The organism is Lepagella muris, from assembly GCF_004793975.1.
GTDB lineage: Bacteria > Bacteroidota > Bacteroidia > Bacteroidales > Muribaculaceae > Lepagella > Lepagella muris.
Map to the genome: position 1 here is coordinate 26,329 of NZ_SRYB01000036.1, position 22,064 is coordinate 48,392.

A 22,064-nucleotide genomic window follows, 5' to 3' on the forward strand; every position below is an offset into this window, starting at 1 on the left:
CGTTGAATTTATCAATCGTTGTCCTGTTCTAAGACGTATGGTGGATATTCCTGAAACTCAAGTCCTAATCCTTTCTCCTTTACCATACGCTTCATCTCAGTCTCTCGGATAAGCGACATATACGCGGCTTTCTCCTGCAACTTTGAACTTTCAGCTATCTGAAGTTCCGCAGTCAGACGCTTTATCTCCTCCATCTTGGTCTTTGTCTTATAGCGTAGTCCCATCAGCGACAATATCGCCACGACAAACACCATTAGCAACCATGCGTTGCGTTTGAAAAATTCCACTGAGAACGACCGTCCGTAGCGTAGGTCTGAAAACCATGATGGGGTAGGACGCTCCCTGTCCTTTTTTATCTTTTTATCTTTTATATTCTTTTTCTTTGCCATAATGTGAGAGAGTTGTGTTGTTTTAATTATATCGCAGGCCTATCCGACAAGCTCTGCAACGCGTAGTTTCGCACTACGTGAGCGTGGATTTCGCTCCACCTCCTCCGCTGTCGGTTCAATAGGCTTACGTGTTATCAGTTTCCACGGTGTGCTCAACCGTCCGAAGAAATCTTTCTCTTCACGGCCATCCACGTTGCCGCTTTTCATAAAGTTCTTCACCATACGGTCTTCAATCGAATGATAGGTCAGCACCGCCAGTCTGCCACCCTTGCGCAGCACCCTTACCGAAGATTCAAGGAAACGACGAAGGTCGCCCATCTCGTCGTTGGTCTCTATGCGCAATGCCTGGAAGATCTGCGCCAGTTCCTTCTTTTCCTGACGTGGATCCATTGCCCCTTTCACTGCATCCGCAAGACGGAAAGTAGTATCGATGGGTCCGTTTTCCCTCGCTTTCAATATCGCTTTGACAACGTTGCCCGGACGCTTCAGATCGGAATAAGCATTCAGCATAGTCCGCAGGTCAGCCTCCGTGGATTCCGATATGATGTCGGCTGCCGTGCGCTGTGCATTGCGGTTCATACGCATATCGAGCGGGGCATCCGTGCGAAAAGAGAATCCTCTCTCTCCGGAATCAAAATGATGAAAGCTCACACCAAGGTCTGCCATTATACCGTCTGCCTTATCTACGCCGTGATAATGCATGAAATTCTCTATGTATCGGAAGTTGGAATGCACAAATGTGAATCGTGGATCATCTATACGGTTGGCATACGCATCCATGTCGCGGTCAAACGAATAGAGTCTTCCCGTCTCGCCAAGATGACTCATAATGGCGCGAGAATGTCCGCCACCCCCGAATGTTACATCTATATATACACCTTCAGGTTTGATCTCCAACAATTTAATCGTTTCTTCAAGAAGCGCGGGGATATGGTAAACGGGTTCAGACATTTCAAATAACTCCACAATTTTGGTTTGGGTTTGTAAAGTTAGCTAAAAATCCAAATAATATACAAATCTTTATTGCCAAAAAATTTTAATTTGTATGCTTTTTTTATCATTTTTTACAAAATAAGCTGACCATTCCAATTTCAATGATGAAATCCGGGATGGTCAGACTTATATCTCACCTTTTCACACTCCAATGATGCTACTGAGGGGGGCTTAATCCATAATCGGATATCTATTCCGATTAATCAATCTTGTCGGCAAGATCCGACAGTTTATCTGCACCTGCATGCAACAGATCTGAAGCCTTATCCTTCAGTTTATCCATCATATCGGATGCCTTGTCTTTCAACGTCATACCTGCATCAGCAGCTTTCTCACTCGCAGCTGCCACCTGCTCGGATGCCTTATCCTTCAGCGCAGCCACCTTCTCTGAAGCGGCTGACTTCAGCTCGTCCGCCTGTGCCTCCAGGTTCTTCTTCTCATTATCACATGCCACCTTCGCTGCTGCAGCACTGACCTCTGCCGCGGCTGCCGCTACCTCTTGATAGTTCTTTGAATCCATAATACAATCTGCTTTAATAATTTCTGATTAATTGTTTTCCAAGTAAGCCTTCAGATTTAAAAATTTAATCAAATTATAAATTTAAACAGAATGGATGTAATGAATATATGCGTATTTCCACTCTTCATAACTCATAACCCTGACCTCTGACTTACTTTTCACTTCATTCTTAAAAACCATTCTACACTGAGATGGTTAGAATGCGTTAATCATTTTTAACACAGTGTTGTATCATGTCGGCTTCCGAGAAATCGGAGGTCATTTTCCCGTGAGAAGACCTTGCAGATCGTTGAGCATATTGAGAGCTTGGAGAGGCGTCAGCGTATTGACATCCACTCCAAGGAGACGGTCACGTATCTGAGAGAGCAACGGGTCATCAAGCTGGAAGAAACTCATCTGATAGCCATCATTACGTGAGTCTATTCCCGACACAGCCCCCTTGACAGCAATAGAATCCTTATCTCCATTGACTCCCTTCGATGCCTCCTCAAGATGAGCGAGAACCTGATTGGCACGCTTAACTATGGCAGGAGGCATACCGGCAAGTTTTGCCACATGGATGCCGAAACTATGCTCAGACCCACCCTTCTCCAACTTACGGAGAAAAACCACCTTGCCTCCTATCTCCTTGACAGAGACGTTGTAGTTGGAGATACGCTCAAACTTATTCTCCATCTCGTTGAGTTCGTGATAATGCGTGGCGAAGAGCGTTTTCGGGCGACAACGCCCGTTGTCATGAATATGCTCCACAATTGACCATGCTATCGAGATGCCATCGTAGGTAGACGTGCCGCGCCCAAGCTCATCGAAGAGTATGAGCGAACGGTTGCTCATATTGTTCAATATCGATGCCGCCTCGTTCATCTCCACCATAAACGTCGACTCGCCGGACGATATGTTGTCGCTCGCCCCGACACGCGTGAATATCTTGTCGACAATGCCTATACGTGCAGCCTTTGCCGGCACAAACGAACCAATCTGCGCCATAAGTGCTATCAGCGCGGTCTGGCGGAGAAGTGCCGATTTTCCGCTCATATTCGGACCCGTGATCATTATTATCTGGCAGCTGTCGGAATCAAGAGTTACGGAGTTTGACACGTAGCTCTCCCCCGGCGTCATGTTGCGCTCTATGACAGGATGACGACCCTCCATAATCGAAAGAGATAATGAGTCGTCTATCTCCGGACGCACATATCCATATTCCGCAGCAGCCTCGGCAAACGACAACAGGCAGTCGGTCTGTGCCACTGCCGACGCATTAACATGGAGATCGGTGAAACGGGTGTTGATTTTCGACAATAATCCCTTATATATCCGGTCTTCTATCGCCGCTATACGCTCTTCCGCCCCGGCTATCTTCTCCTCATATTCCTTTAGTTCAGGGGTGATGTAGCGCTCTGCATTCACGAGCGTCTGTTTCCTTATCCAATACTCAGGCACCTTATCCTTATGCGTATTGCGCACCTCAAGATAATACCCGAATACGTTGTTGTAAGCCACTTTAAGCGATGATATACCCGTAGCCTCCATCTCGCGCGCCTGAATCTCCTGAAGTTTGCTCCGGCTGTTGGCATGTAGTCCTCTCAGTTCGTCCAACTCAGGATCCACTCCTGGCGCAATAACCGGAGCCTTGCCGAATGAAGTGGGGGCATCTCCCGAGATGGTTGCCGAAATCCAGTCTGCCACATCGATTATATCCGTCATTCCCACGCCGATATCCTCAAGCACAGGAATACCGGAACCACGAAGAATATCCTTGAGAGTCATGGCTCCCCTGACCCCTTCCGAAAGTTGGATCATCTCACGGGGTGAGATCTTGCCGGAGGCGACTCGTCCGCCCAGACGTTCCATGTCACCGGTGCGGCGAACAGCGTCGCGCGCCTGATCCCTAAGCTCATTATTGCTGAAAAATGCCTCCACAGCATCATGCCTCTTATTCAGCCGCGATATGTCAAGCAACGGGAGTATAAGCCAACGATATAAAAGGCGTGAACCCATGGGACACACCGTCTTATCAATTACTTTCAGCAAACTTTTGCCCTCCGGACCCATACTCTCCACAAGCTCCAGATTCCTGACCGTAAAGCGGTCAAGATGCATATATAACCTGTTGTCTATACGGCTCAGCGAAGTGATATGAGAAAGCTGAGTATGGCTCGTAAGGTCAAGATAATGCAGTATGCTACCCGCCGCTATGACTCCCAAGGGGAGATCGCCCACGCCAAAACCTTTCAGCGTGGCGGTGGAGAACTGACGGAGCAGACGCTCCTCGGCGGCATCCGTGGTATACACCCAGTCTTCAAGCTCAAACACACTGCATTTATGGGAGAAATTACGCATACAGAAATCCCGTGTTCCCCGCATACGCAGCAATTCCTTTGGCGACATGTTGCAGAGCAACTTGTCTGCCTCCTCAGCCGTGGTTTCCGAGCATAGAAATTCACCGGTCGAGATATCAAGAAACGCGAGTCCTACACTATTCTTCCCGATATGAACCGCCGCAAGGAAGTTATTCTCCTTAGCCTGCAATGCACCCGTCGAGGTGTTGACTCCGGGCGTCACAAGCTCCGTTATGCCACGTTTTACGAGTTTTTTCGTAAGTTTCGGATCCTCAAGCTGCTCGCATATTGCCACCCGACGTCCCGCTCTCACGAGCTTCGGAAGATAGGAGTCGAGCGCATGATGAGGGAATCCGGCAAGCTCCACCGACTGTGCCTTGCCGTTGGCACGCCGCGTGAGGGTTATGCCCAAAATCTCGCTGGCAGCAATCGCATCATCGGAAAAAGTTTCATAAAAGTCGCCCACACGAAACAGGAGTATCGCATCGGGATGTTTCTTCTTCATCTCCAGATACTGGAGCATAAGGGGTGTCTCTGCTATTTTTGCCATCTTTGTTTAAGTATTATCCGAAGATTGAAAGCATCCATGTCGACATTCCCACGTATATCAGAAGTCCGACGACATCATTTGTAATCTGTATGAAGGGACCGGTTGCAAGTGCCGGATTAATTTTCAGACGTTCAAGGGTCAATGGCACAAACGTGCCGAACACCGTAGCGAAAATCACCACTGCAAACAGCGACGCCGCCACGGCAAACGACACCGTATATTTCACGCCCGTCGGCTGTGTGAAGAAAATATATAGAAACACCACCGTCGATATGACCACCGCATTCATTATCGCCACAAGACTCTCGCGCCCTATCTGACCGACGGCATTCTTTATGTCAAGGCGTCCGTTGGCAAGACCCTGCACCACGATTGCCGATGCCTGCACGCCGACGTTACCACCGGTGCCGCCGATCAGCGGGATAAATATGGCAAGAGCCGTTACAGCCGCTATCTGTGCCTCAAAACCTCCAAGGATAATGGAGTTGACGATTCCGCCTATTATGCCAATAAGCAGCCACGGGATACGAGCCTTGGTCTGTGCAAACACCGAGTCTGACGCATCGACGTCGGAGGAGATACCTGATGCCAACTGATAGTCACGTTCGCTCTGCTCACGCACCTCATCCATCACGTCGTCAACCGTAATCTGACCCACAAGTCGCCCGATACTGTCAATGACAGGCATTGCCACAAGGTCATATTTCTCGAAGTCGATAGCCACCTCATCTATCGGGCTATCCGTGCGCACCGACACCGGAAGCTCCTCCATAACGTGCTTGATTTTCGACACGGAAGGGTGGGTGATCATCTTCTTCAATGGAAGCACACCTCGAAGTCGGTTATCATCATCAACCACATAGACGTAGTAGATATCATCCAGCTCCTCTGCCTGACGGCGCATCTCCCGCAGACAGTCCGGCATGGACAGATTCTCGTTGACCACGATCATCTCCGTGCCCATAAGTCCGCCCGCCGTGTCCTCGTCATATTGCAGGAGGTCGACGATATCGCCCGCCTGCTCCACGTCGTCGATATGCTGGATAACCTCATCGCGGTCCTCTTCGTCAAGTTCCTGGATAAGGTCTACAGCATCGTCCGTGTCAAGAAGATCGATGAAATGACCGATCTGCTCCGGGTCCATACCCTCAAGGAGCTTCTTACGGTCATCCTCATCAAGCTCCATCAGCACGTCTGCCTTCTTCTCCTTATCCTCAATAAGGTTGAAAAGCCATTCTGCCTGCCGCAGATTGAGCGACTGGAAAAGCTCCGCTATATCGGCGGCATGAAGCTCAGCCACCTCTTGCTGAGCTGCCTCCTGATTCTGACTGTCTATCAGTTCGCCGATACGTTCTATATCTGTCTCTGTAAATTCCTTCATAATGCAAAATTACAAAAAAATTTTCAGCACGACACCAAATTCCACCCCTCTTGTTTTCCATATCCCCCACACATACAATCCTAAGCCCCCGTCTACTAAAAAAATACGATTGCCATCAATCACGCTATTACCCAACTGTCAATATTACGGGTGACGTGTGAGAATGATATGCCGATCTTGAATAGCTTCCTGCTGTCAGCGGCAAATGGTATGAGATAATCCTTAGTCTCTATCTGACGCAGAGCATCTTCCGCCGGTCTATCAAGTTTCAATTCCATCACATAGATATAATGCTCCGTCTTCAGCAACAGGTCAATGCGTCCGGATGCCGTGCGATATTCTGCCTCAACCGCACACCCCAATACCTTGAAAATTATATATAGATTATTCTCAAAATATATCTCCGGACGACATTGCGACAATTCGTAGGGTATATCTGCCAGAAACGCTTTCAAACGTGTCAGAAACATTTCCGGGTCGCCATCCTCAACATCATTCAGAAACGAGTCTATCACACGATTAGTCCGTCCCTCCGGTCGATTCAAGTAGATTGGAAGCAACTGCCTGTAAAGCCCATCCTCAACTTCAAGGTTAGGGACCCCGATAGTGTACATTTTCCGACGACGGTCATAATCCTTTATTGTCAGATAGCCCGACTGAAACAACAGTGGCACCGGATCCGTCATATAGGAATCACTGGAATAGAGCACAAGATCGCTTATCTTATCCCGATTGAGGTCTGGAAGATACATATCCGTAGCCCGCAACGCCTTAAGAAGAAACGTCGGCGTGCCGGTCAGAAACCAATAACTACCGATCTCCTTGTTGGAGAGTGCCGACATTAGTGAAAACGGATTATAGATATCCTCACTTTTTGCCGCAAAATGATAGCCGTCATAATTTTTCTTCAGCTCCGCCATGGTATCCTCGAAGCCGAGCTCCAGTCCTTTACCAAGCATCGCCACACCTTCGCTCAACTGAGCACGTATCTCATCGGCAGTGATACCACATATTCCGGCATACTCCTTATCACTTGTTATGTCGTAGAGATTATTGATGTCGCTGAAAATACTCAATCTGGAGAATCGGCTCACCCCTGTTATCATAGCGAACCGGATATAATCGGAGGCTGCTTTCAATGTGGCGTAAAACGGCTTCAGACGCTCCCTGAACACCTCATTCAATTCCGCATCCTCAATACTGGCGACAAGCGTCTTGTCATACTCATCCACCAATATCACCGCCTTTCTCCCGGTCTTCTCCACCGAACGGCGTATACATCCATAGAAACGCTGCGGGAAATCCCATTCATCAGTATTCCTACCGTATTCTCGTTCCCATTCCACGATATGGGCATTCAGTATGGAGTCAAGACCGGTAGGCGAGGAGCAGTCGCAATTCACAAGATTAAGACGGAACACAGGATGCCGATCCCATTTATATGGATAGGAATCAATCGACAGACCCTTAAAAAGATCTCGTCTCCCCTCAAAAAATGCCTGAATGGTAGATAGCAACAGACTCTTCCCAAAACGTCGCGGACGACTCAGGAAATAATAGCCATTCCCGTCAACAAGTTTCCTGACATATTCAGTCTTGTCGACATACACAAATCCACCCTCCCTCAGCACCGGGAAAGACTCTATACCTATCGGGAATCTCATTGCCGTCATAATCTAAAGCCATTTATCCTAATCAGAACACGTTTACTTCACAAATGTAACCATTTCCCCCGAATATCCCAACAATACACAGATTTTTCATTCAGAGGAAATGGCTTCATCCGGCAGAACGGCAGTTGCCGTCAGTAGCGGAAAGAGGAGCCTCCAAGAAACTCGCGGAGCAGGGAAGTGGTCGGTATCTGGTCAGCGGGGATTGGCTCGAAATAGCTCAGGAACCGCAACAGACGGAATGCCTCCGCATATTCTGGCAAATCTTTCGGCACCTCACGCAACACCGGTTCCGCATATTGTTTCATCACTCCCAACTCAAATATGAGCGACGAGTTGAACGTAGCGTCGGCATTCTCGCTGAACGGGAATATCCATTTCTCCTCACCGCGACGCACACTCGGCCAGCGACGGATCGTATCCAGCGCAGAGATATGACGATATTTGCTGTCTCGCACGATACGGCGCAGCAGACGGTTATCCGACGTAGAGATCCAGTTGTGATTATCAATTTTAAGAGTGGTCAATGCCGAGACGTAGACCTTATACACCTCATCAGGATTAATAGAGGCTGTAAGTTCGGGATTAAGCCCGTGGATACCCTCTATCACAAGCACATCGTTCTTATCAAGACGCAATGGCTTCTCCTTCTCTATACGTCTGCCATATTCAAACGAATAGGAGGGTAGGTTTATCTCCTCGCCACGCAACAGACGGCTGAGATCGGAATTCAGACGCTCCAGGTCAAGCGAATACAGGCTCTCATAGTCATATTCCCCATTCTCATCCTTAGGGGTATGCTCACGGTCGACAAAATAATCATCGAGCGATATCATCTTCGGCACTATCAGGTTGGTCATAAGCTGTATGGAGAGACGCTTGGCAGACGTGGTCTTGCCCGACGATGACGGTCCGGCTATCATGACGATTCCGGCTCCCCCCTCCCTGCGGCGGCGTGCAATATCGTCACTTATTGCACCGAGCATCTTAGTATGCATAGCTTCCGCCACGTTGATAAGTTCCGCCGTGCGGCAATTCTTCACCGCCATATTAAGTTCACCGACATTCTTCACCTGTATGACCTTGTTAAACATCAGCTGGTCGGTGAAAGCCTTATACATCTTCTCCTGCGGGGGATTATCCTTCAACACCTCATCCACCTTATCCGCCGACATGGCAAAAAGAAGGAATCCATCCTTATACACCCGTAGATCAAAATCCCGGATAAAACCTGTGGAGGGTGCAAGTGGTCCGTAATAGCTGTCGGCAAGACTGCCGAGACGGTAATAGGTGGTATAAAGCTCATGCAGCGTCTCAAGTAGAGTGACCTTTGCCGTCAACCTCTGCTTACGGAAAATCTCAATGGCATCCTTCGTCATGCGCTCCTTACGACGGAACGGGATATTCGTATCGCGAAGATTGCGAAGATGCGCCAGCAGCACATCGACAGTCTCCTGCGTAACGCTGACCACCGCCTCATCTTTCAGCAGACGGCAATAATGCCCCTTCGACATTGAATGCTCTATGCGCAGCGTCACACCCGGCATAACCTCCTCAACCGCCTTATATAGCATCATACAGAGCGAGCGCACGTATACACGGCGTCCTGCCGGAGTCTCTTTCCCGACAAACTCCACCTGACGCGGAGCAAAAAGAGGGAAGCACAAGTCCTCTGTCTTATTATTCACAAGTGCACATATAGGCTCAAAGGCAAGCTCTCGTCGGAGACGCGGAAGCATATCTATGATTTTCTCACCCCCAAGCACATTGACATAACTGTCGGTATTTTTACAATAGATTTTCATAACGTGGAATTTTAAGTGGAATCAGACTTAGGTCTCATGCAGTCCATACCGTGGAAGCCCCAGCACCCGGAGTTCCATCGGCACCCAAGCGTCTGGAGTTCCGTGCCCGAGCCCATGGGCGAGGGGTCCCTGCGAGGGGTCCCTGCGAGGAGCCGGCAGCAAAGCCCTTCAGTCTGTAAAATTAACAAAAAACTTTATTCTTTTGATTATCTCACCTCCATTTCATCATAAAAAAACACCATCTTAACCTCACAAAACGTAATAATTCACAAAAAATAATGTTTTTAATCCAAAAAATTTGGAAGTTACACCAAATAGCACTAACTTTGCACTCGCAAAATACATCCGGACAGGATGCAGTTGCGGTCTTGTGGCCCATTCGTCTATCGGTTAGGACGAGAGATTTTCATTCTCTAAAGAGCAGTTCGACTCTGCTATGGGCTACCATTAATATAAACGAACGAAAGACAAAGACAACTTTTAAGATGGCAAACCATAAATCATCATTAAAAAGAATTCGCCAGGCGGAGAAGAGAAGACTCGAGAACCGCTATTGGGCAAAGACCGCACGCAACGCCGTTCGCCGTGTGCGCAAAATGACTGACAAAGCTGAGGCTACTGAGGCTTACAACAAAGTCAGCGCCCTCCTTCAGCGCCTTGGCCGCAAGAACATTATCTCTAAGAACAAAGCCTCTAACCTTTGCAGCGGCCTTGCTCTTCATATCAATAAACTTGCGTAAACTGTTGGCGGACACGTCCGCCCGTTATTGAAAAATATTTCCTTCAGCATGCGACGGCCTCGTGGTCTTGACGCAGCTGCAATAAGGATTGCGTCGGCCCATTCGTCTATCGGTTAGGACGAGAGATTTTCATTCTCTAAAGAGCAGTTCGACTCTGCTATGGGCTACCTCCCTAAATCCATCCTATCCCCAGAGGCCGGTTACTCCCAAAAGTGCCGGCCTCACTCTTTTTATAAACCTTATGCCTTTTATATCTATCATTCATAATTATGATTGGCGAAAGTGAATCTGAGCAACGGGGAAGATGGTATATCTATATTTTTGTTTAATCTGTCTGTAAAACGACAACCGGCATAATCTGATGACGCAATATCGTGAACAGACACAATTCAAAACTCTATCATGAAAACAGCGGAATTAGCGAACCGGATTTTCGACCGGTCAGTAGAAAGATACCATATCTCTGACGACATCAACCTCCCGTGCCCGAATCCTTTCGAGAAAGGGTCGATCGAAGCAATATTCTTTGAGAAAAACTGGGTGGACGCTGTGCAATGGCATCTCGAAGACATAATCCGTGACCCGGAGATCGATCCTGTCGACGCTCTCGCTCTAAAACGGAGGATCGACAAATCGAATCAGGTCAGGACCGACATGGTAGAGGAGATAGACTCATGGTTCCGCGATAAGTTCCGGAACGTGGTCCCTGCCCCCGACGCTTCCATCAACACCGAATCGCCGGCATGGGCTCTCGACCGTCTCTCAATACTTGCCCTGAAGATATGGCACATGAGGGAACAGGCTCAACGCACTGATGCCGACCCTCAGCATATCGAGAAGTGCAAGGGGAAACTCGAGATCCTTCTCGAACAGAGAGACGACCTCTCATCTGCAATCGACCAACTGATCGATGATATCGAGGCAGGAAAGAAATACATGAAGGTCTACCGCCAGATGAAAATGTATAACGACCCGGCTACAAACCCGGTGTTGTATGCAAAGAAAGGCTGAACACATCCATAATCAATCAAATTGAAAATGAAACGCCATTATCTGATCCCTTCCTCCGATTCGCTGCTGAGAGGGGCGTTATCCTTGGTCCTTTCTGCCGGAATGCTGTGTGCTTCCGCATATTCCGTGTCAAGGGCAGACAGACTGAGTCCTCTCGCCGCCGGCTATCTGGAACGTGCCGAAATCATGATCGACGAAGGCAACTTCGCCGGAGTGATCGACCAGCTGAGGCATCTTGAGACGCAAGGCGTCTCTCTATCGTCTCAGGATCGTGAGGACTTCACCTATCTTCTCGCCCTTGCGCTCTACCAGCGTGGGGATGCCGACTGCGTCGACCTGCTACGAGAATTTGCCTACAATTATCCGGCTTCCACTCTCGCCATATCTGCAAGACTCGCCGCCGCCGACTATTTCTTCTTCGCCCACAGATTCAACAGCGCACTCGAGGCATACCGGCAGATCGACTATTCAAGAATAAGCCCTGCCGACCGTCCGCTATACCAGTACCGTATGGCATTGTCTATGGTAAAGAGCGGGCATTACGATGAGGCAAGACCCATCTTCATGCAGCTCCATGAGTACCGCGACTTTAATCTCGCCGCCGACTATTATCTGTCGTATATCGAATACGTAAATGGCAATACCGATGTGGCGTATGACGGGTTCAAGGAGGTGGCTCAACGGATGAATGGAGTCAACAACGACGGTATCGCGCCTGACTATTATATAGCACAGATTGAATACTCACGCGCACAATATGACCGGGTGATAGCTCTCGGATCGGAACTAATTGAGCGTAATCCGGTGGAAGAACTAATTCCCGAGACCCTTAGAATAGTCGGACTAAGTTATTTTAAGACCGGACAGGAGGAGAAGGCTCAGAAGTATCTTGAGAAGTACGTGCTGATGCCCGATATAAATCCTGCTCCGGATGCTGTCTACGCCCTTAGCGTGATTGAATATAGCCAAGGTAATCTCGATGAGGCTCAGACGGGATTCGCCACGCTGACCGAATTAAACAACGATCTCGCACAAAGTGCTTATCTTTATCTCGGACAGATTGCCGTGGCACAGGGCGACAGCAATGCCGCAGCCATATCTTTTGAGAAAGCGGCGAGGATGGGATATGACCGCAACGTGACAGAGACCGCGCTATTCAACTACATCACGGCAAGAACCCGTGGCGGCAACATACCCTTCAGTTCCTCAATACCGTTGCTTCAGGAATTCATCCAGAAATTCCCCTCCTCCCAATATGCTCCCAGGGTGGAGGAGTTTCTTGCATCAGCCTATTTCAACGAGAAGGATTATTCCAACGCCCTCGCAAGCATCAACCGCATAAAACGCCCGTCGCAGAAAGTGCTTGAGGCGAAGCAGAAGATTCTGTATCAACTTGGAATGGAGTGCATGTCAAACAGCCGCCCTGCCGATGCACGGAAATATCTTATGGAAGCGGTTGCCATAAACGGCGACCGCGCACTGAAGGCACAGGCAAACCTGTGGCTTGGCGACGCTTGCTATGCCCTCGGAAAATACGGTGAGGCTCAGAATGCCTACAACGCATATCTCTCCGCCGACAAAAAAGGGGAGAACCGTACCCTCGCCCGCTACAACCTTGCCTACGCTCTGCTGATGGACGGCAAATACTCCCGCGCAGCCGCAAGTTTCGCCGATGCCATGAAAGCCGACCCTATGCTTCCTAAGAGGCTATACGACGATGCTCTTATAAGGATGGCTGACGCGCAGTATTATTCCGGAGAGTATAAGCTTGCGCTGAAGAACTACTCCACTGCAATATCCGGCGGCGCACAGGACAGCGACTATGCCACTTTCCGCCGTGCCGTCATGTACGGGCTCGATGGCGACATAAAGCGAAAACTCTCCGAGCTTTCCGATATGCCCTCACGATTCCCCGGCTCAAAATGGCTGCCGAATGCTCTTCTGGAGAAGGGTCAGACCTACACCGGATTGGGAGATACGAAGAATGCTGTCATTGCCTTCGAGCAGTTGCGTTCCACCTATAAGCAATCGGCTCAGGCAAGGAAAGGTATGCTCAACCTTGCAATAGCCTACATGGACGCGAAAGAATACGGCAAGGCAGAGGATTCCTACAAGGAGATTATCCGCAAATGGCCGTCGAGCGAAGAGGCGGTGCTCGCCAATGACGACCTGCGCCAGTATTATGCCGCCAACGGTGGTCTGCGTGAATATGCCTCATTCCTGAAATCCGTGCCAAACGCGCCTCAGATCGACGCTTCTGAGATGGAGACTCTCGCTTTTGAAGGGGCTGAGACGGCTTTTGCCGACGACATCAACGCCACAACTCTCCTGCAGAAATATGTGGAAGACTACCCCAACGGACGATATCTCTCACAGGCTCTTCTCGACATAGCCACCGGCAAGGAGCAGACAGGGGAGAAGGAGACCGCACTCAACGCTATTGAGTCGCTTCTGGCAAGACGGTCCGACTCTCCGCAAGTGCCGGAGGCTCTCCTCCTGAAAGCACGTATAATCGAGAGCTACGGTCCCGTCCGTCGTGACGATGCCCTGAAAGCTTACAAGGATCTGGAGAAACGCGGTGGCAACGATTATCTCGCCGATGCCTACGCCGGAATAATGCGCAACACCGACAAGGATTCCGAACGCATGAAATATGCCGCTCTCGTCCGCACGTCCGGTGGTCTCTCTGCCGATCAGATGGAGGAGGCGGAATTCTACGAGGCTTCCGCTATGCTGAAGAATGGCGACACGAAGAATGCCACGGCAATGCTGAAAAAACTTGCTGCAAATCCCAAGAGTCTATCCGGCGCGAAGGCTGCCGTGATTCTCGGACAGCATTACATAGACTCCGGCAACATATCCGGCGCGGAAGAGGTGCTGACGGCATTCACCGACGAGGGATCGCCTCATGAATACTGGCTCGCAAGAGGCTTCATAGCCCTTGCCGACGTCTACCACTTGAAGAAGAAGGACTATCTCGCCGTGGAATATCTCAAGAGCTTGCGCGATAACTATCCCGGCAAGGAACTCGACATCCACGACATGATTGATTCGCGTCTGAAAGAATGGAAATGATCCCTTAATTTAAGATTGAAAAAATGACCATCAGGAATATATATCTTGGCACTTCGATTGCTTTTGCCTCTTTCGGAATCCTTCCCTCAGCTGCCCAGCTCCATGAGTCGATCAGCGTGGAAGGTAAATACGTGCCGGAAATAATAAAGGTTGACAGAATTAACACGTTTCCAAAACCTCTGAAGTTCTCCATGGCTGCTTCCCCTCTCGAATATGAGAAAAGCGGTGTGGCAGCGGCATTTATCCCCTCCATGCTGGCGATGCCGGCTACCGGATGGAACGACACCAAGGAATTTTCCTCCAACAGAGGATACCTTGAGCTTGGTGCCGGATCATGGCTCAACTCGACGCTGAGTGCAGGCTACCGCTTTGTCGACAACGCATCCACTCTTGCCGGCATAAGGCTCCAGCACAACTCCACGTCGCTCTGGAAGCCTCACATGAGTGATGCCACCGACGACGTGACCCGCTACCGCTATGACGAGTCGGTGGGTCTATACATATCGCACGTGTTCAAGGGATACGGACGTCTCGATGCCTCCCTCGACTACCACGTGGGGATGTTCAACTATTACGGCTACTGCCCCATAAATCCTATCGCCGACACAAAGATCGATGCCCCCACGCAGACGCTCAATGATTTCGCTATGCGAATCGACTGGCGTTCACCAATGTCGAACGCCTCTACACTGTCATACGGAGCATCCGCACGCGTGCGCCATTTCGCATTCCGCTCACTCCCTCTCCCTTACGCTTGGGATAAGGAGCACTCCAAAGGGAACCGCGAGACCGACATTGAGATTGCTGCCGGAGTCAGGATGCCCTGGGATGGTGGCAGTTCAATAGGGCTGGATGCAGACCTCAACGTGCTGACATACGGTGGTGAACAGGACCTGTTCAACTATTCGAAGGGTCCGGGGGAAACGGAAATCTCTCTCCACCGTCCCGACAACTACGGGATGCTCGTGCTCACCCCCTACTACCGCTTCAACCGCGGAATGCTCGACATTCGTCTCGGTGCCGATATCGACCTGACATTCAATGCCGGACCCGACGGCAACCGTTACTCCTTCTTCCACATTGCTCCAGACGTGAACTTCGCCTTGCAGTCAGGACAGTTCGGCATGTATCTCAACCTGGTCGGAGGCTCGCAGCTTAACACTCTCGCCAATCTCTACCAGAACGACTACTATATGTCGCCTGCCATCACCTCCACACGCCCGACCTACACCCCGCTCGACGCGACGCTTGGGATTAATATCGGTCCGTTCTCCGGTTTCTCTATCGGAGTGGAGGGGAGATTCATGGCAAGCAAGAACGTGCATCTCGGCGGATGGTATCAGGCATGGATAAACAATGGCGACAAGGCATTCAGCGGAATGTATGACCAATCCGGAGATCTATCGAAACGCGCAATGATGTATTCTCTCGACTCGGAGGGTATCAATCTTCACGGATTCGGGATAAGCGGTGTCATCGAATACACACCTTCATCCGTATTCTCATTCAAGGCTAAGGCTACAGTGCAGCAGCAGGACTGGAAGAAGGGCATATTCAATGGCTACGACCGTCCGAAGGTGACTGCCGACATATCTGCCGCAGTGCGCCCTGTCTCTCAGCTGAAGGTATCCGCCGGATTCAACTATCGTGCGAAACGCGCGATATATACGCGCTCATTCGTTCCGCTGTCAGCCGGCATCATTCCGGACTCCGACAGTGAGAATCTGTGCCGTCTCAGCCTCCCCGACATCTCTCTGCTGAATCTGGCGGCATCCTGGAATTTCACCGACTCCTTCTCCGTATGGCTTCAGGCTGACAATATCCTTAACAGGCATGACGACATGCTCCCGATGCTGCCGGCTCAGGGCATTTCTGTGGGGGGGGGTCTGAAGGTGCTCTTCTGACGATGGAATCCCGACCGATACAATCCATTTTTTTACAGATTACTTTCACGACCGGGAAACTAAATATCTCTCCCGGTCGTTGATTTAATTAGGCAGACATCTCGTCTGCTCCGGATAATATTAATTAAGTCGATATATGAGCCAGCAGAATTTAACTTTGGCATATCTCAATGAAGATGACAGGGCGTATGGACTCGCGGGTATGATGATCTCCCTTGCAAGCCTGAACGCCATTGACCGAGTGGCGGAAATCTGCCTGGATTCCGATGGACCTATGGTGGAGTTCTCCCACGAGTTCTATTTCCAGGGTTCGCCATCCATATCTCCCAAAGCTACATGGGACAATCTCGTCCAGAATTTCCATATCACCACCGCAATGGTGCTGTCAAACGTAATGGCAAGATCCGTCGTGCGCCTCAAGAAGGATGCTCCGGAGGAGATCATGAAGGAGATCTACAAGGAGGTGGAGAAGGAGGGGCACGACACGTGTGCCCTTGAGGATGATGAGATTGAGAATCTCTATAACAATGCCCTGATGCGCACAAAGAGGCTGTTCTTCAATCCGCGTCTGCATCCTGCCATTGATGAGTTTGCCAGAATAATATCCCGAAGAAGGATATTGTCCGGCAGAGAGATCCGCGACGAGCTGCATTTCCTGCAACTGATATGACAGATCATGCCCAAACAGACTCAGACAGTCTCCGCTATATTGTAGCGGGGACGTTTTTTTACCTCCACATACATCTTACCTACATATTCACCGAGTATTCCCAATCCGATAAGCAGAATCCCCGTGCAGAACCATATCGAGAGGATGAGCGAAGTCCAGCCCTCTATGGTCTCTCCGCTGAAATAGCGTGCCATGACGTAGATACCCACCAATAACGCCGCCATCATAAACACCACCCCAAGCCAGAACAGCATCCTGACAGGACGCACCGAGAACGACGTGACACCATCTCCGGCAAACTCTATCATCTTACCCAACGGATATTTGCTGCTGCCAGCCTTGCGCTCTCCGCGCTGATAATACACCTTGCTCTGTCTGTAGCCCAATTTGGGAACGATGCCGCGAAGAAACACGTTACGCTCCCCATATTCCAGCAATGCCGAAAGTGCATCTCTTCCGAGCAACCGAAAATCGGCATGGTCATACACGCACTCCACCCCTAAATGACGCAGTGTAGTGTAGAAGCAATGTGCCGAATGACGCTTGAACCAGCCGTCGCCCACCCGCTTGCTGCGCACGCCGTAGACTATCTCCGAGCCATCCATGTAAGCCCTCACCATATCCGGAATCACCGACGGGTCATCCTGAAGGTCGGCATCTATCGTGACACACGCATCGCAATTCCCTGCGACATATTCCATACCTGCCAACAGTGCATACTGATGACCGAAATTACGGCTCAGACGAATTCCCTTCACCCTGCAACACGCATAGCCGGAAATAAGTCCCCACGTGCCGTCAGTGCTCCCGTCGTCCACATAGACAATGTAGCTGTCGTCTCCCACCAGACCCGCCTCCGACATTTTCAACAGAAGCGATGTCAAGACATCATTCGTGCGGGGTAGGGCACTCTCCTCCTGAAAGCACGGCACGACCAACGCCAGACGGATTCTCCTCTCTCTATCCATCCTCAATCTCTCTCTTTCTTAAAACGGTCCTTATCCCTGTTACGCTTCTTCTCCAAAGATGCCTCAAACGCTTTCGTGAGATCCACACCTGTCTGGTTTGCAAGACAGACAACCACCCAAAGCACATCGGCAAGCTCCTCTGCCAGACCCTTACGCAAATCTCCCTCCTTCGCAACTTGATCGCCATACACGCGCGATATGACCCTCGCCAGTTCGCCGACCTCCTCAGTCAGCACTGCCATATTCGTGAGTTCGGAGAAATATCCGCCACCCACCGTGTGTATCCATTCATCCACAAGACGCTGCGTCTCTTCTATCGTCAGTCTATCCATCAGTATTCTATAGTATGAAGTTCCACCATATCCTTACCCACCCGCAATTCCACTTGTGCCCCCTCTATCATAGGATAATTCCCCACGACGTGACCCACCGGGAAGCGATACGCCACCGGAATCCCGTTAAGACCATGACGGGAGAGCAACCGGCTCACCATCTCCTCCATATCCTCATGGTTAAGGTCGGGGCCATATTCCGTAAACTGACCCACTATCACCCCCTTAACTCTGCCGAGATTACCGGAAAGTATAAGGCGCGTGAGCATACGCTCCACCGCATAGACAGCCTCCGAGATATCCTCCACGAAAAGAATCACGTCCTCATCATCCCCAACATTGAGCATATCCCACGGGGTCTGTGCCAAGCCGTTGAGCACTGCAAGATTACCACCCCTCAGTTCCCCTCTTGCCACACCCTCACGGTTGAGAGCATCACCGGGGAAGGCGTAGTGCATCGCCGGATCCCCTGTCATGACGTCGAGCAATGCGCGTGTGCAAGGGTCATAATCCCCCTCCAAGGTGAGATGCTTCGCCATAGGGGCATGAAGCGACGCAACGCCGGCAGTATGCCACAACGCATGAAGTGCGGATATGTCGGAAAACCCGACAAGCCATTTGGGATTGCGTCTGATCGTCTCCTCCGGGAGCTCCGGCAGAAGATGGATGCAGCCATACCCTCCACGGGCGCAGAAGATGCACTTCACATCAGGATCCGACAGGGCGGCAAGTATGTCGTCACGCCGTTGTGAAAGGCTGGAGGCAAACGAGCCATCTGCCGGTCCCTTCGCACCCGGCATGACCACTGGATGAAAGCCATGACGTTCAAAAAAAACGGCGGCTCCATCCACGTATTCACCCTTAACCTTCGTCGCCGGCGACACAATGGCAATCTTATCCCCCCTCTCCAATGGCGCGGGATAGATAATCTTATCTCTCTTCATAATCCCTTTCTTTCACTTATTTAAGTTTCGCAAGTTTGCCAACTTGCTTCACTTAAATGGTTTAATGTTTAAAGTTTATGGTTTATGATCATTAAATTTTGTATAATGAAAAGATTCGAGGATTTCCGTGAATCTTAAACCTTAAACTATAAACTATCAACCACTGAAGTGCAGCTTGCGAAACTTCAGTCACTTATCAGTTCACCTGAACCGGAATACCGGTAGCCGACTCTATCCTGCGGGCGATACCCTCCAGTTCCTGACGTTCCACCTTCACTAAATGCTCCTCCGGAGTGCTGCGGTCAAGGCTATAGAGCATTATTTCACGCGGTGCTATCTTGCGGTACGCCTCAATAAGCGCATCCACCTCTTCCGGCGTGGTGTTGTCAACCGGCTTCCCGTCATGTTCGCCACGAAGCATCATTGTCTGTATGATACCCTCTCCTGCAAACTGACGTAGACCCTCCACCACACGCTCCACCGTAAACTCTTTTGATGTCGGCTGGTCGATAAGACGCATCGTCGGCTCAATAGCAGAATCCAACTTCAGTATATTGTTATCCACTTTTTTCAGAGCGTCGGCAACGGCAGGGCTGAATATTCTTGTGGAGTTAGTCAGCACCGACACCTTGGCATTCGGATAATACTTGTCGCGGAGAGCAATCACATCATCTATTATCTCCGGAAAATCCGGATTAAGGGTCGGTTCGCCATTGCCGGAGAATGTGATTACGTCAAGCGGATCACCCGCTCCCTTCATGGCGGAAAGTTTACTCTCCAAATCTCTTCTCACCTTCTCACGCACGGGCAGACCCGTCGTGCCCTTACCTTGCGAGTTGTACCCCGCCTCACAATACAAGCAGTCGAACGAACAAACCTTCCCGTCGTCCGGACTGAGATTTATACCCAACGACACCCCAAGACGTCGGCTCTTTATCGGACCGAACACCGTGGAATGAAACAATACAGTCTGATCTTTTGCCATAACAATTTCAGTTTATACGGCAAATTTAACCAATCATATCCAAATATCCGCACGAATACCCTAAAAAACTCCTCCCATCCTCATCCCCACAGCTAAATCCACCACCAAGACCACTAAGACCACAGAGAATTTTTCACTTTGTGGTCGAATACTCCGGGAAGGTTTTCATTGCTTAATTCTACCTAAATCTGTACAAATATGAAAGTACCGAGACCGCTGCACCAAAATAAATTTTATTAAAAAAATCAACAATCTTATTACCATGTGTTTACTCCTTTTAAATATATCTAAAATATGAAAGTTTTGTTTTGGAGGGTGAAAGTTGCAGGAGCTAATTTTGTAATAAAAAATGCTAAGTAGAGGAGTGACATTATTGACAAAGAGAGAGGTTGCATTGACTGTCCTCTCAAAATTGCTCTATGCAATGACAGCCGATATGAAAGGTTCGGAAGAGATCAAGGCATCCCATCAGACGATTCTGAAAGAGTATGTAGAAAAAAATCATGGAGCCAAAAGTAAGCGAAAAGAGAATAAATTCTCTTTTCAATCCATTCCATGGAATAATATACTTGATTCCATAGCTTCAGGCAATCCATTCTTGAGAAGATATATTGAATCCGATAGATTCTCTAAGACGGAAATCCGATATATGTGTGCCATGCTATGCGGACTCTCAGGAAAGGAATATGGGTTGATTACAGAATCCAGAAGCCATTATAATATTAGTTGGTCAATACGGCAGAAATTCGGATTGCCTCCCAAAACCACCAATCTCCGTATCTTCCTTCAGAATCTTTCAGGACAGGAGAAAGACGAAAGACCATAAGAAACCGCAGCACTCTGATTTTTTTGAATGAACCTGTTTTAACCACGGATTTCTCAACGTTTTCCGTGGTTAGTAATCGTAAAAAAATAAGTTGTGAAAGTTTGGCGCATATTTCCGAGGGATTTCGGAGTAAGGAAGATGGAGCATAGCGGGCTATGCGACTGATTCCGCGCTCCGAAAGCACCGAAAAGATGCTGCCACAATAAAAAATTTACATTTATAACTTTAACAAGTTATTTTTTGAAGATTACTAAATCTCTTTGTGATGAAAAAATTTTTAGTAATTTTGCATACCTATAATCAATCATCACAAGAGATAACCTAAAATCATGCTACGATTTTCTAAATCACTACTATTTACTCTGCTATTACTAATCATTAGTGCAGCTTCCTGTTCAGAATCATACGAACAGGGAATCTTGAATCGTGCGGAAGCCTTGATGGAGGCTCATCCTGACTCAGCAATGGCATTGCTATCATCCATTGATAAGCAACGCCTTACCGGGAACAGACAGAAAGCCCACTATGCACTCCTTATGTCGATGGCCCTTGACAAGAACTATATCGACACCACCTCATTCGATGTGCTGCAACCGGCAATTGACTATTATCTCAGGAAAGGTTCCCCTGATGAAAAATTGCGTACTTATTATTATCAAGGTAGAATATTTCAAAATAAAGGTGATAGGGATAATGCCCTAAATGCCTTTGTAAAGGGCATTGATGTGTCTCATTTATGCTCAGACTCATTATCAATAGCTCGAACTTTGGTAGCACAAGCACTTTTGTACTATGAATTCTATGATTTGACCAGCTACACTGAAAACTATATCCAAGCTGCGAATATTTACAATTCGCTATCTCTTAATAATCAAGAGTTTGATTGTCTGATTAATGCATTAAATGGATCAATTATATTATATAATCGTTCACGCGCCGATAGTTTAATTGATCAATGCAAT

General features: G+C 49.1%; 17 protein-coding genes, 2 tRNA genes and 1 pseudogene. 9 read left to right on the plus strand and 11 right to left on the minus strand.

The genetic code is table 11. From position 1 onward, the window contains the following. Window positions 1-11: 11 nt before the first annotated feature. The 7 genes from E5331_RS17415 to E5331_RS17445 form a co-directional block, all read right to left on the minus strand. A complete protein-coding gene (locus tag E5331_RS17415) occupies window positions 12-389 on the minus strand; it encodes an FtsL-like putative cell division protein (protein ID WP_123484635.1) in 378 nt (125 codons plus the stop codon). A 39-nt stretch (window positions 390-428) separates the two neighbouring features. Continuing rightward, entirely contained in the window at window positions 429-1,340 is a 912-nt protein-coding gene (gene rsmH, locus E5331_RS17420) for a 16S rRNA (cytosine(1402)-N(4))-methyltransferase RsmH (RefSeq protein WP_123484634.1), read from the minus strand. A gap of 241 nt (window positions 1,341-1,581) precedes the next feature. Further along, a complete protein-coding gene (locus E5331_RS17425; protein WP_123484693.1) occupies window positions 1,582-1,902 on the minus strand; it encodes a hypothetical protein in 321 nt (106 codons plus the stop codon). A 258-nt stretch (window positions 1,903-2,160) separates the two neighbouring features. Next, the gene (gene mutS, locus E5331_RS17430; protein ID WP_123484692.1) at window positions 2,161-4,791 is read right to left on the minus strand and encodes a DNA mismatch repair protein MutS; all 2,631 of its coding nucleotides are present in this window, start codon (window positions 4,789-4,791) and stop codon (window positions 2,161-2,163) included. 13 nt (window positions 4,792-4,804) lie between these two features. Next, window positions 4,805-6,172 (minus strand): magnesium transporter, encoded by a 1,368-nt coding sequence (mgtE, locus tag E5331_RS17435; protein ID WP_123484691.1) that lies wholly within the window; start codon window positions 6,170-6,172, stop codon window positions 4,805-4,807. A gap of 119 nt (window positions 6,173-6,291) precedes the next feature. Then, the gene (locus E5331_RS17440) at window positions 6,292-7,845 is read right to left on the minus strand and encodes an ATP-binding protein (RefSeq protein ID WP_135986012.1); all 1,554 of its coding nucleotides are present in this window, start codon (window positions 7,843-7,845) and stop codon (window positions 6,292-6,294) included. A gap of 131 nt (window positions 7,846-7,976) precedes the next feature. Then, the gene (locus E5331_RS17445; RefSeq protein WP_135986014.1) at window positions 7,977-9,647 is read right to left on the minus strand and encodes a nucleoside kinase; all 1,671 of its coding nucleotides are present in this window, start codon (window positions 9,645-9,647) and stop codon (window positions 7,977-7,979) included. Between the two features lie 372 nt (window positions 9,648-10,019). On the opposite strand from E5331_RS17445, the gene E5331_RS17450 reads away from it, so the two are divergent. From E5331_RS17450 to E5331_RS17475, 7 genes are all read left to right on the plus strand, one after another. Beyond that, window positions 10,020-10,094 (plus strand) — tRNA-Glu (locus E5331_RS17450). 38 nt (window positions 10,095-10,132) lie between these two features. Then, a complete protein-coding gene (rpsT, locus tag E5331_RS17455; protein ID WP_123484688.1) occupies window positions 10,133-10,387 on the plus strand; it encodes a 30S ribosomal protein S20 in 255 nt (84 codons plus the stop codon). A gap of 95 nt (window positions 10,388-10,482) precedes the next feature. Continuing rightward, window positions 10,483-10,554: transfer RNA gene (locus tag E5331_RS20480), tRNA-Glu, on the plus strand. 235 nt (window positions 10,555-10,789) lie between these two features. Next, window positions 10,790-11,398, plus strand: a complete 609-nt coding sequence (locus E5331_RS17460; RefSeq protein ID WP_123484687.1) for a DUF4254 domain-containing protein — start codon at window positions 10,790-10,792, stop codon at window positions 11,396-11,398. Between the two features lie 27 nt (window positions 11,399-11,425). Then, on the plus strand, window positions 11,426-14,473 hold the full coding sequence (locus tag E5331_RS17465; RefSeq protein ID WP_135986015.1) for a tetratricopeptide repeat protein: 3,048 nt from the start codon (window positions 11,426-11,428) through the stop codon (window positions 14,471-14,473). 23 nt (window positions 14,474-14,496) lie between these two features. Next, window positions 14,497-16,377 carry a hypothetical protein gene (locus E5331_RS17470; RefSeq protein ID WP_135986017.1) on the plus strand — a complete coding sequence of 627 codons (1,881 nt, stop codon included), beginning with the start codon at window positions 14,497-14,499 and terminating at the stop codon, window positions 16,375-16,377. A 136-nt stretch (window positions 16,378-16,513) separates the two neighbouring features. Continuing rightward, window positions 16,514-17,047: a hypothetical protein gene (locus tag E5331_RS17475; protein ID WP_135986019.1), complete on the plus strand. Its 534-nt coding sequence runs from the start codon at window positions 16,514-16,516 to the stop codon at window positions 17,045-17,047. A gap of 20 nt (window positions 17,048-17,067) precedes the next feature. Here the strand turns inward: E5331_RS17475 and E5331_RS17480 are convergent, their stop codons facing one another. From E5331_RS17480 to E5331_RS17495, 4 genes are all read right to left on the minus strand, one after another. Then, entirely contained in the window at window positions 17,068-18,015 is a 948-nt protein-coding gene (locus tag E5331_RS17480) for a glycosyltransferase family 2 protein (RefSeq protein ID WP_123484683.1), read from the minus strand. A gap of 2 nt (window positions 18,016-18,017) precedes the next feature. Continuing rightward, entirely contained in the window at window positions 18,018-18,338 is a 321-nt protein-coding gene (locus E5331_RS17485) for a nucleotide pyrophosphohydrolase (RefSeq protein WP_123484694.1), read from the minus strand. A gap of 8 nt (window positions 18,339-18,346) precedes the next feature. Then, window positions 18,347-19,291, minus strand: coding sequence for a S66 peptidase family protein (locus tag E5331_RS17490; RefSeq protein WP_135986021.1), 945 nt, complete (start codon window positions 19,289-19,291; stop codon window positions 18,347-18,349). Between the two features lie 196 nt (window positions 19,292-19,487). After that, window positions 19,488-20,276, minus strand: a complete 789-nt coding sequence (locus tag E5331_RS17495) for a radical SAM protein (RefSeq protein WP_123484681.1) — start codon at window positions 20,274-20,276, stop codon at window positions 19,488-19,490. A 349-nt stretch (window positions 20,277-20,625) separates the two neighbouring features. Between E5331_RS17495 and E5331_RS17500 the strand changes: the two genes are divergently transcribed. Together E5331_RS17500 and E5331_RS17505 are read left to right on the plus strand one after the other, a co-directional pair. Beyond that, window positions 20,626-21,102: a hypothetical protein gene (locus E5331_RS17500; protein WP_135986023.1), complete on the plus strand. Its 477-nt coding sequence runs from the start codon at window positions 20,626-20,628 to the stop codon at window positions 21,100-21,102. Window positions 21,103-21,431: 329 nt separating this feature from the next. Next, window positions 21,432-22,064: pseudogene (locus E5331_RS17505) on the plus strand (hypothetical protein); the annotation flags it as partial.

What these genes read in the sequence shown, in the direction of transcription:
- E5331_RS17470 (WP_135986017.1), top strand. Translation starts at nt 14,497, where the DNA reads ATGACCATCAGGAATATATATCTTGGCACTTCGATTGCTTTTGCCTCT.
- E5331_RS17440 (WP_135986012.1), bottom strand. Translation starts at nt 7,845, where the DNA reads ATGACGGCAATGAGATTCCCGATAGGTATAGAGTCTTTCCCGGTGCTG.
- E5331_RS17500 (WP_135986023.1), top strand. Translation starts at nt 20,626, where the DNA reads ATGCTAAGTAGAGGAGTGACATTATTGACAAAGAGAGAGGTTGCATTG.
- E5331_RS17495 (WP_123484681.1), bottom strand. Translation starts at nt 20,276, where the DNA reads ATGGCAAAAGATCAGACTGTATTGTTTCATTCCACGGTGTTCGGTCCG.
- E5331_RS17475 (WP_135986019.1), top strand. Translation starts at nt 16,514, where the DNA reads ATGAGCCAGCAGAATTTAACTTTGGCATATCTCAATGAAGATGACAGG.
- mgtE (WP_123484691.1), bottom strand. Translation starts at nt 6,172, where the DNA reads ATGAAGGAATTTACAGAGACAGATATAGAACGTATCGGCGAACTGATA.
- E5331_RS17490 (WP_135986021.1), bottom strand. Translation starts at nt 19,291, where the DNA reads ATGAAGAGAGATAAGATTATCTATCCCGCGCCATTGGAGAGGGGGGAT.
- E5331_RS17445 (WP_135986014.1), bottom strand. Translation starts at nt 9,647, where the DNA reads ATGAAAATCTATTGTAAAAATACCGACAGTTATGTCAATGTGCTTGGG.
- E5331_RS17415 (WP_123484635.1), bottom strand. Translation starts at nt 389, where the DNA reads ATGGCAAAGAAAAAGAATATAAAAGATAAAAAGATAAAAAAGGACAGG.
- E5331_RS17425 (WP_123484693.1), bottom strand. Translation starts at nt 1,902, where the DNA reads ATGGATTCAAAGAACTATCAAGAGGTAGCGGCAGCCGCGGCAGAGGTC.
- E5331_RS17480 (WP_123484683.1), bottom strand. Translation starts at nt 18,015, where the DNA reads ATGGATAGAGAGAGGAGAATCCGTCTGGCGTTGGTCGTGCCGTGCTTT.
- rsmH (WP_123484634.1), bottom strand. Translation starts at nt 1,340, where the DNA reads ATGTCTGAACCCGTTTACCATATCCCCGCGCTTCTTGAAGAAACGATT.
- mutS (WP_123484692.1), bottom strand. Translation starts at nt 4,791, where the DNA reads ATGGCAAAAATAGCAGAGACACCCCTTATGCTCCAGTATCTGGAGATG.
- rpsT (WP_123484688.1), top strand. Translation starts at nt 10,133, where the DNA reads ATGGCAAACCATAAATCATCATTAAAAAGAATTCGCCAGGCGGAGAAG.
- E5331_RS17460 (WP_123484687.1), top strand. Translation starts at nt 10,790, where the DNA reads ATGAAAACAGCGGAATTAGCGAACCGGATTTTCGACCGGTCAGTAGAA.
- E5331_RS17465 (WP_135986015.1), top strand. Translation starts at nt 11,426, where the DNA reads ATGAAACGCCATTATCTGATCCCTTCCTCCGATTCGCTGCTGAGAGGG.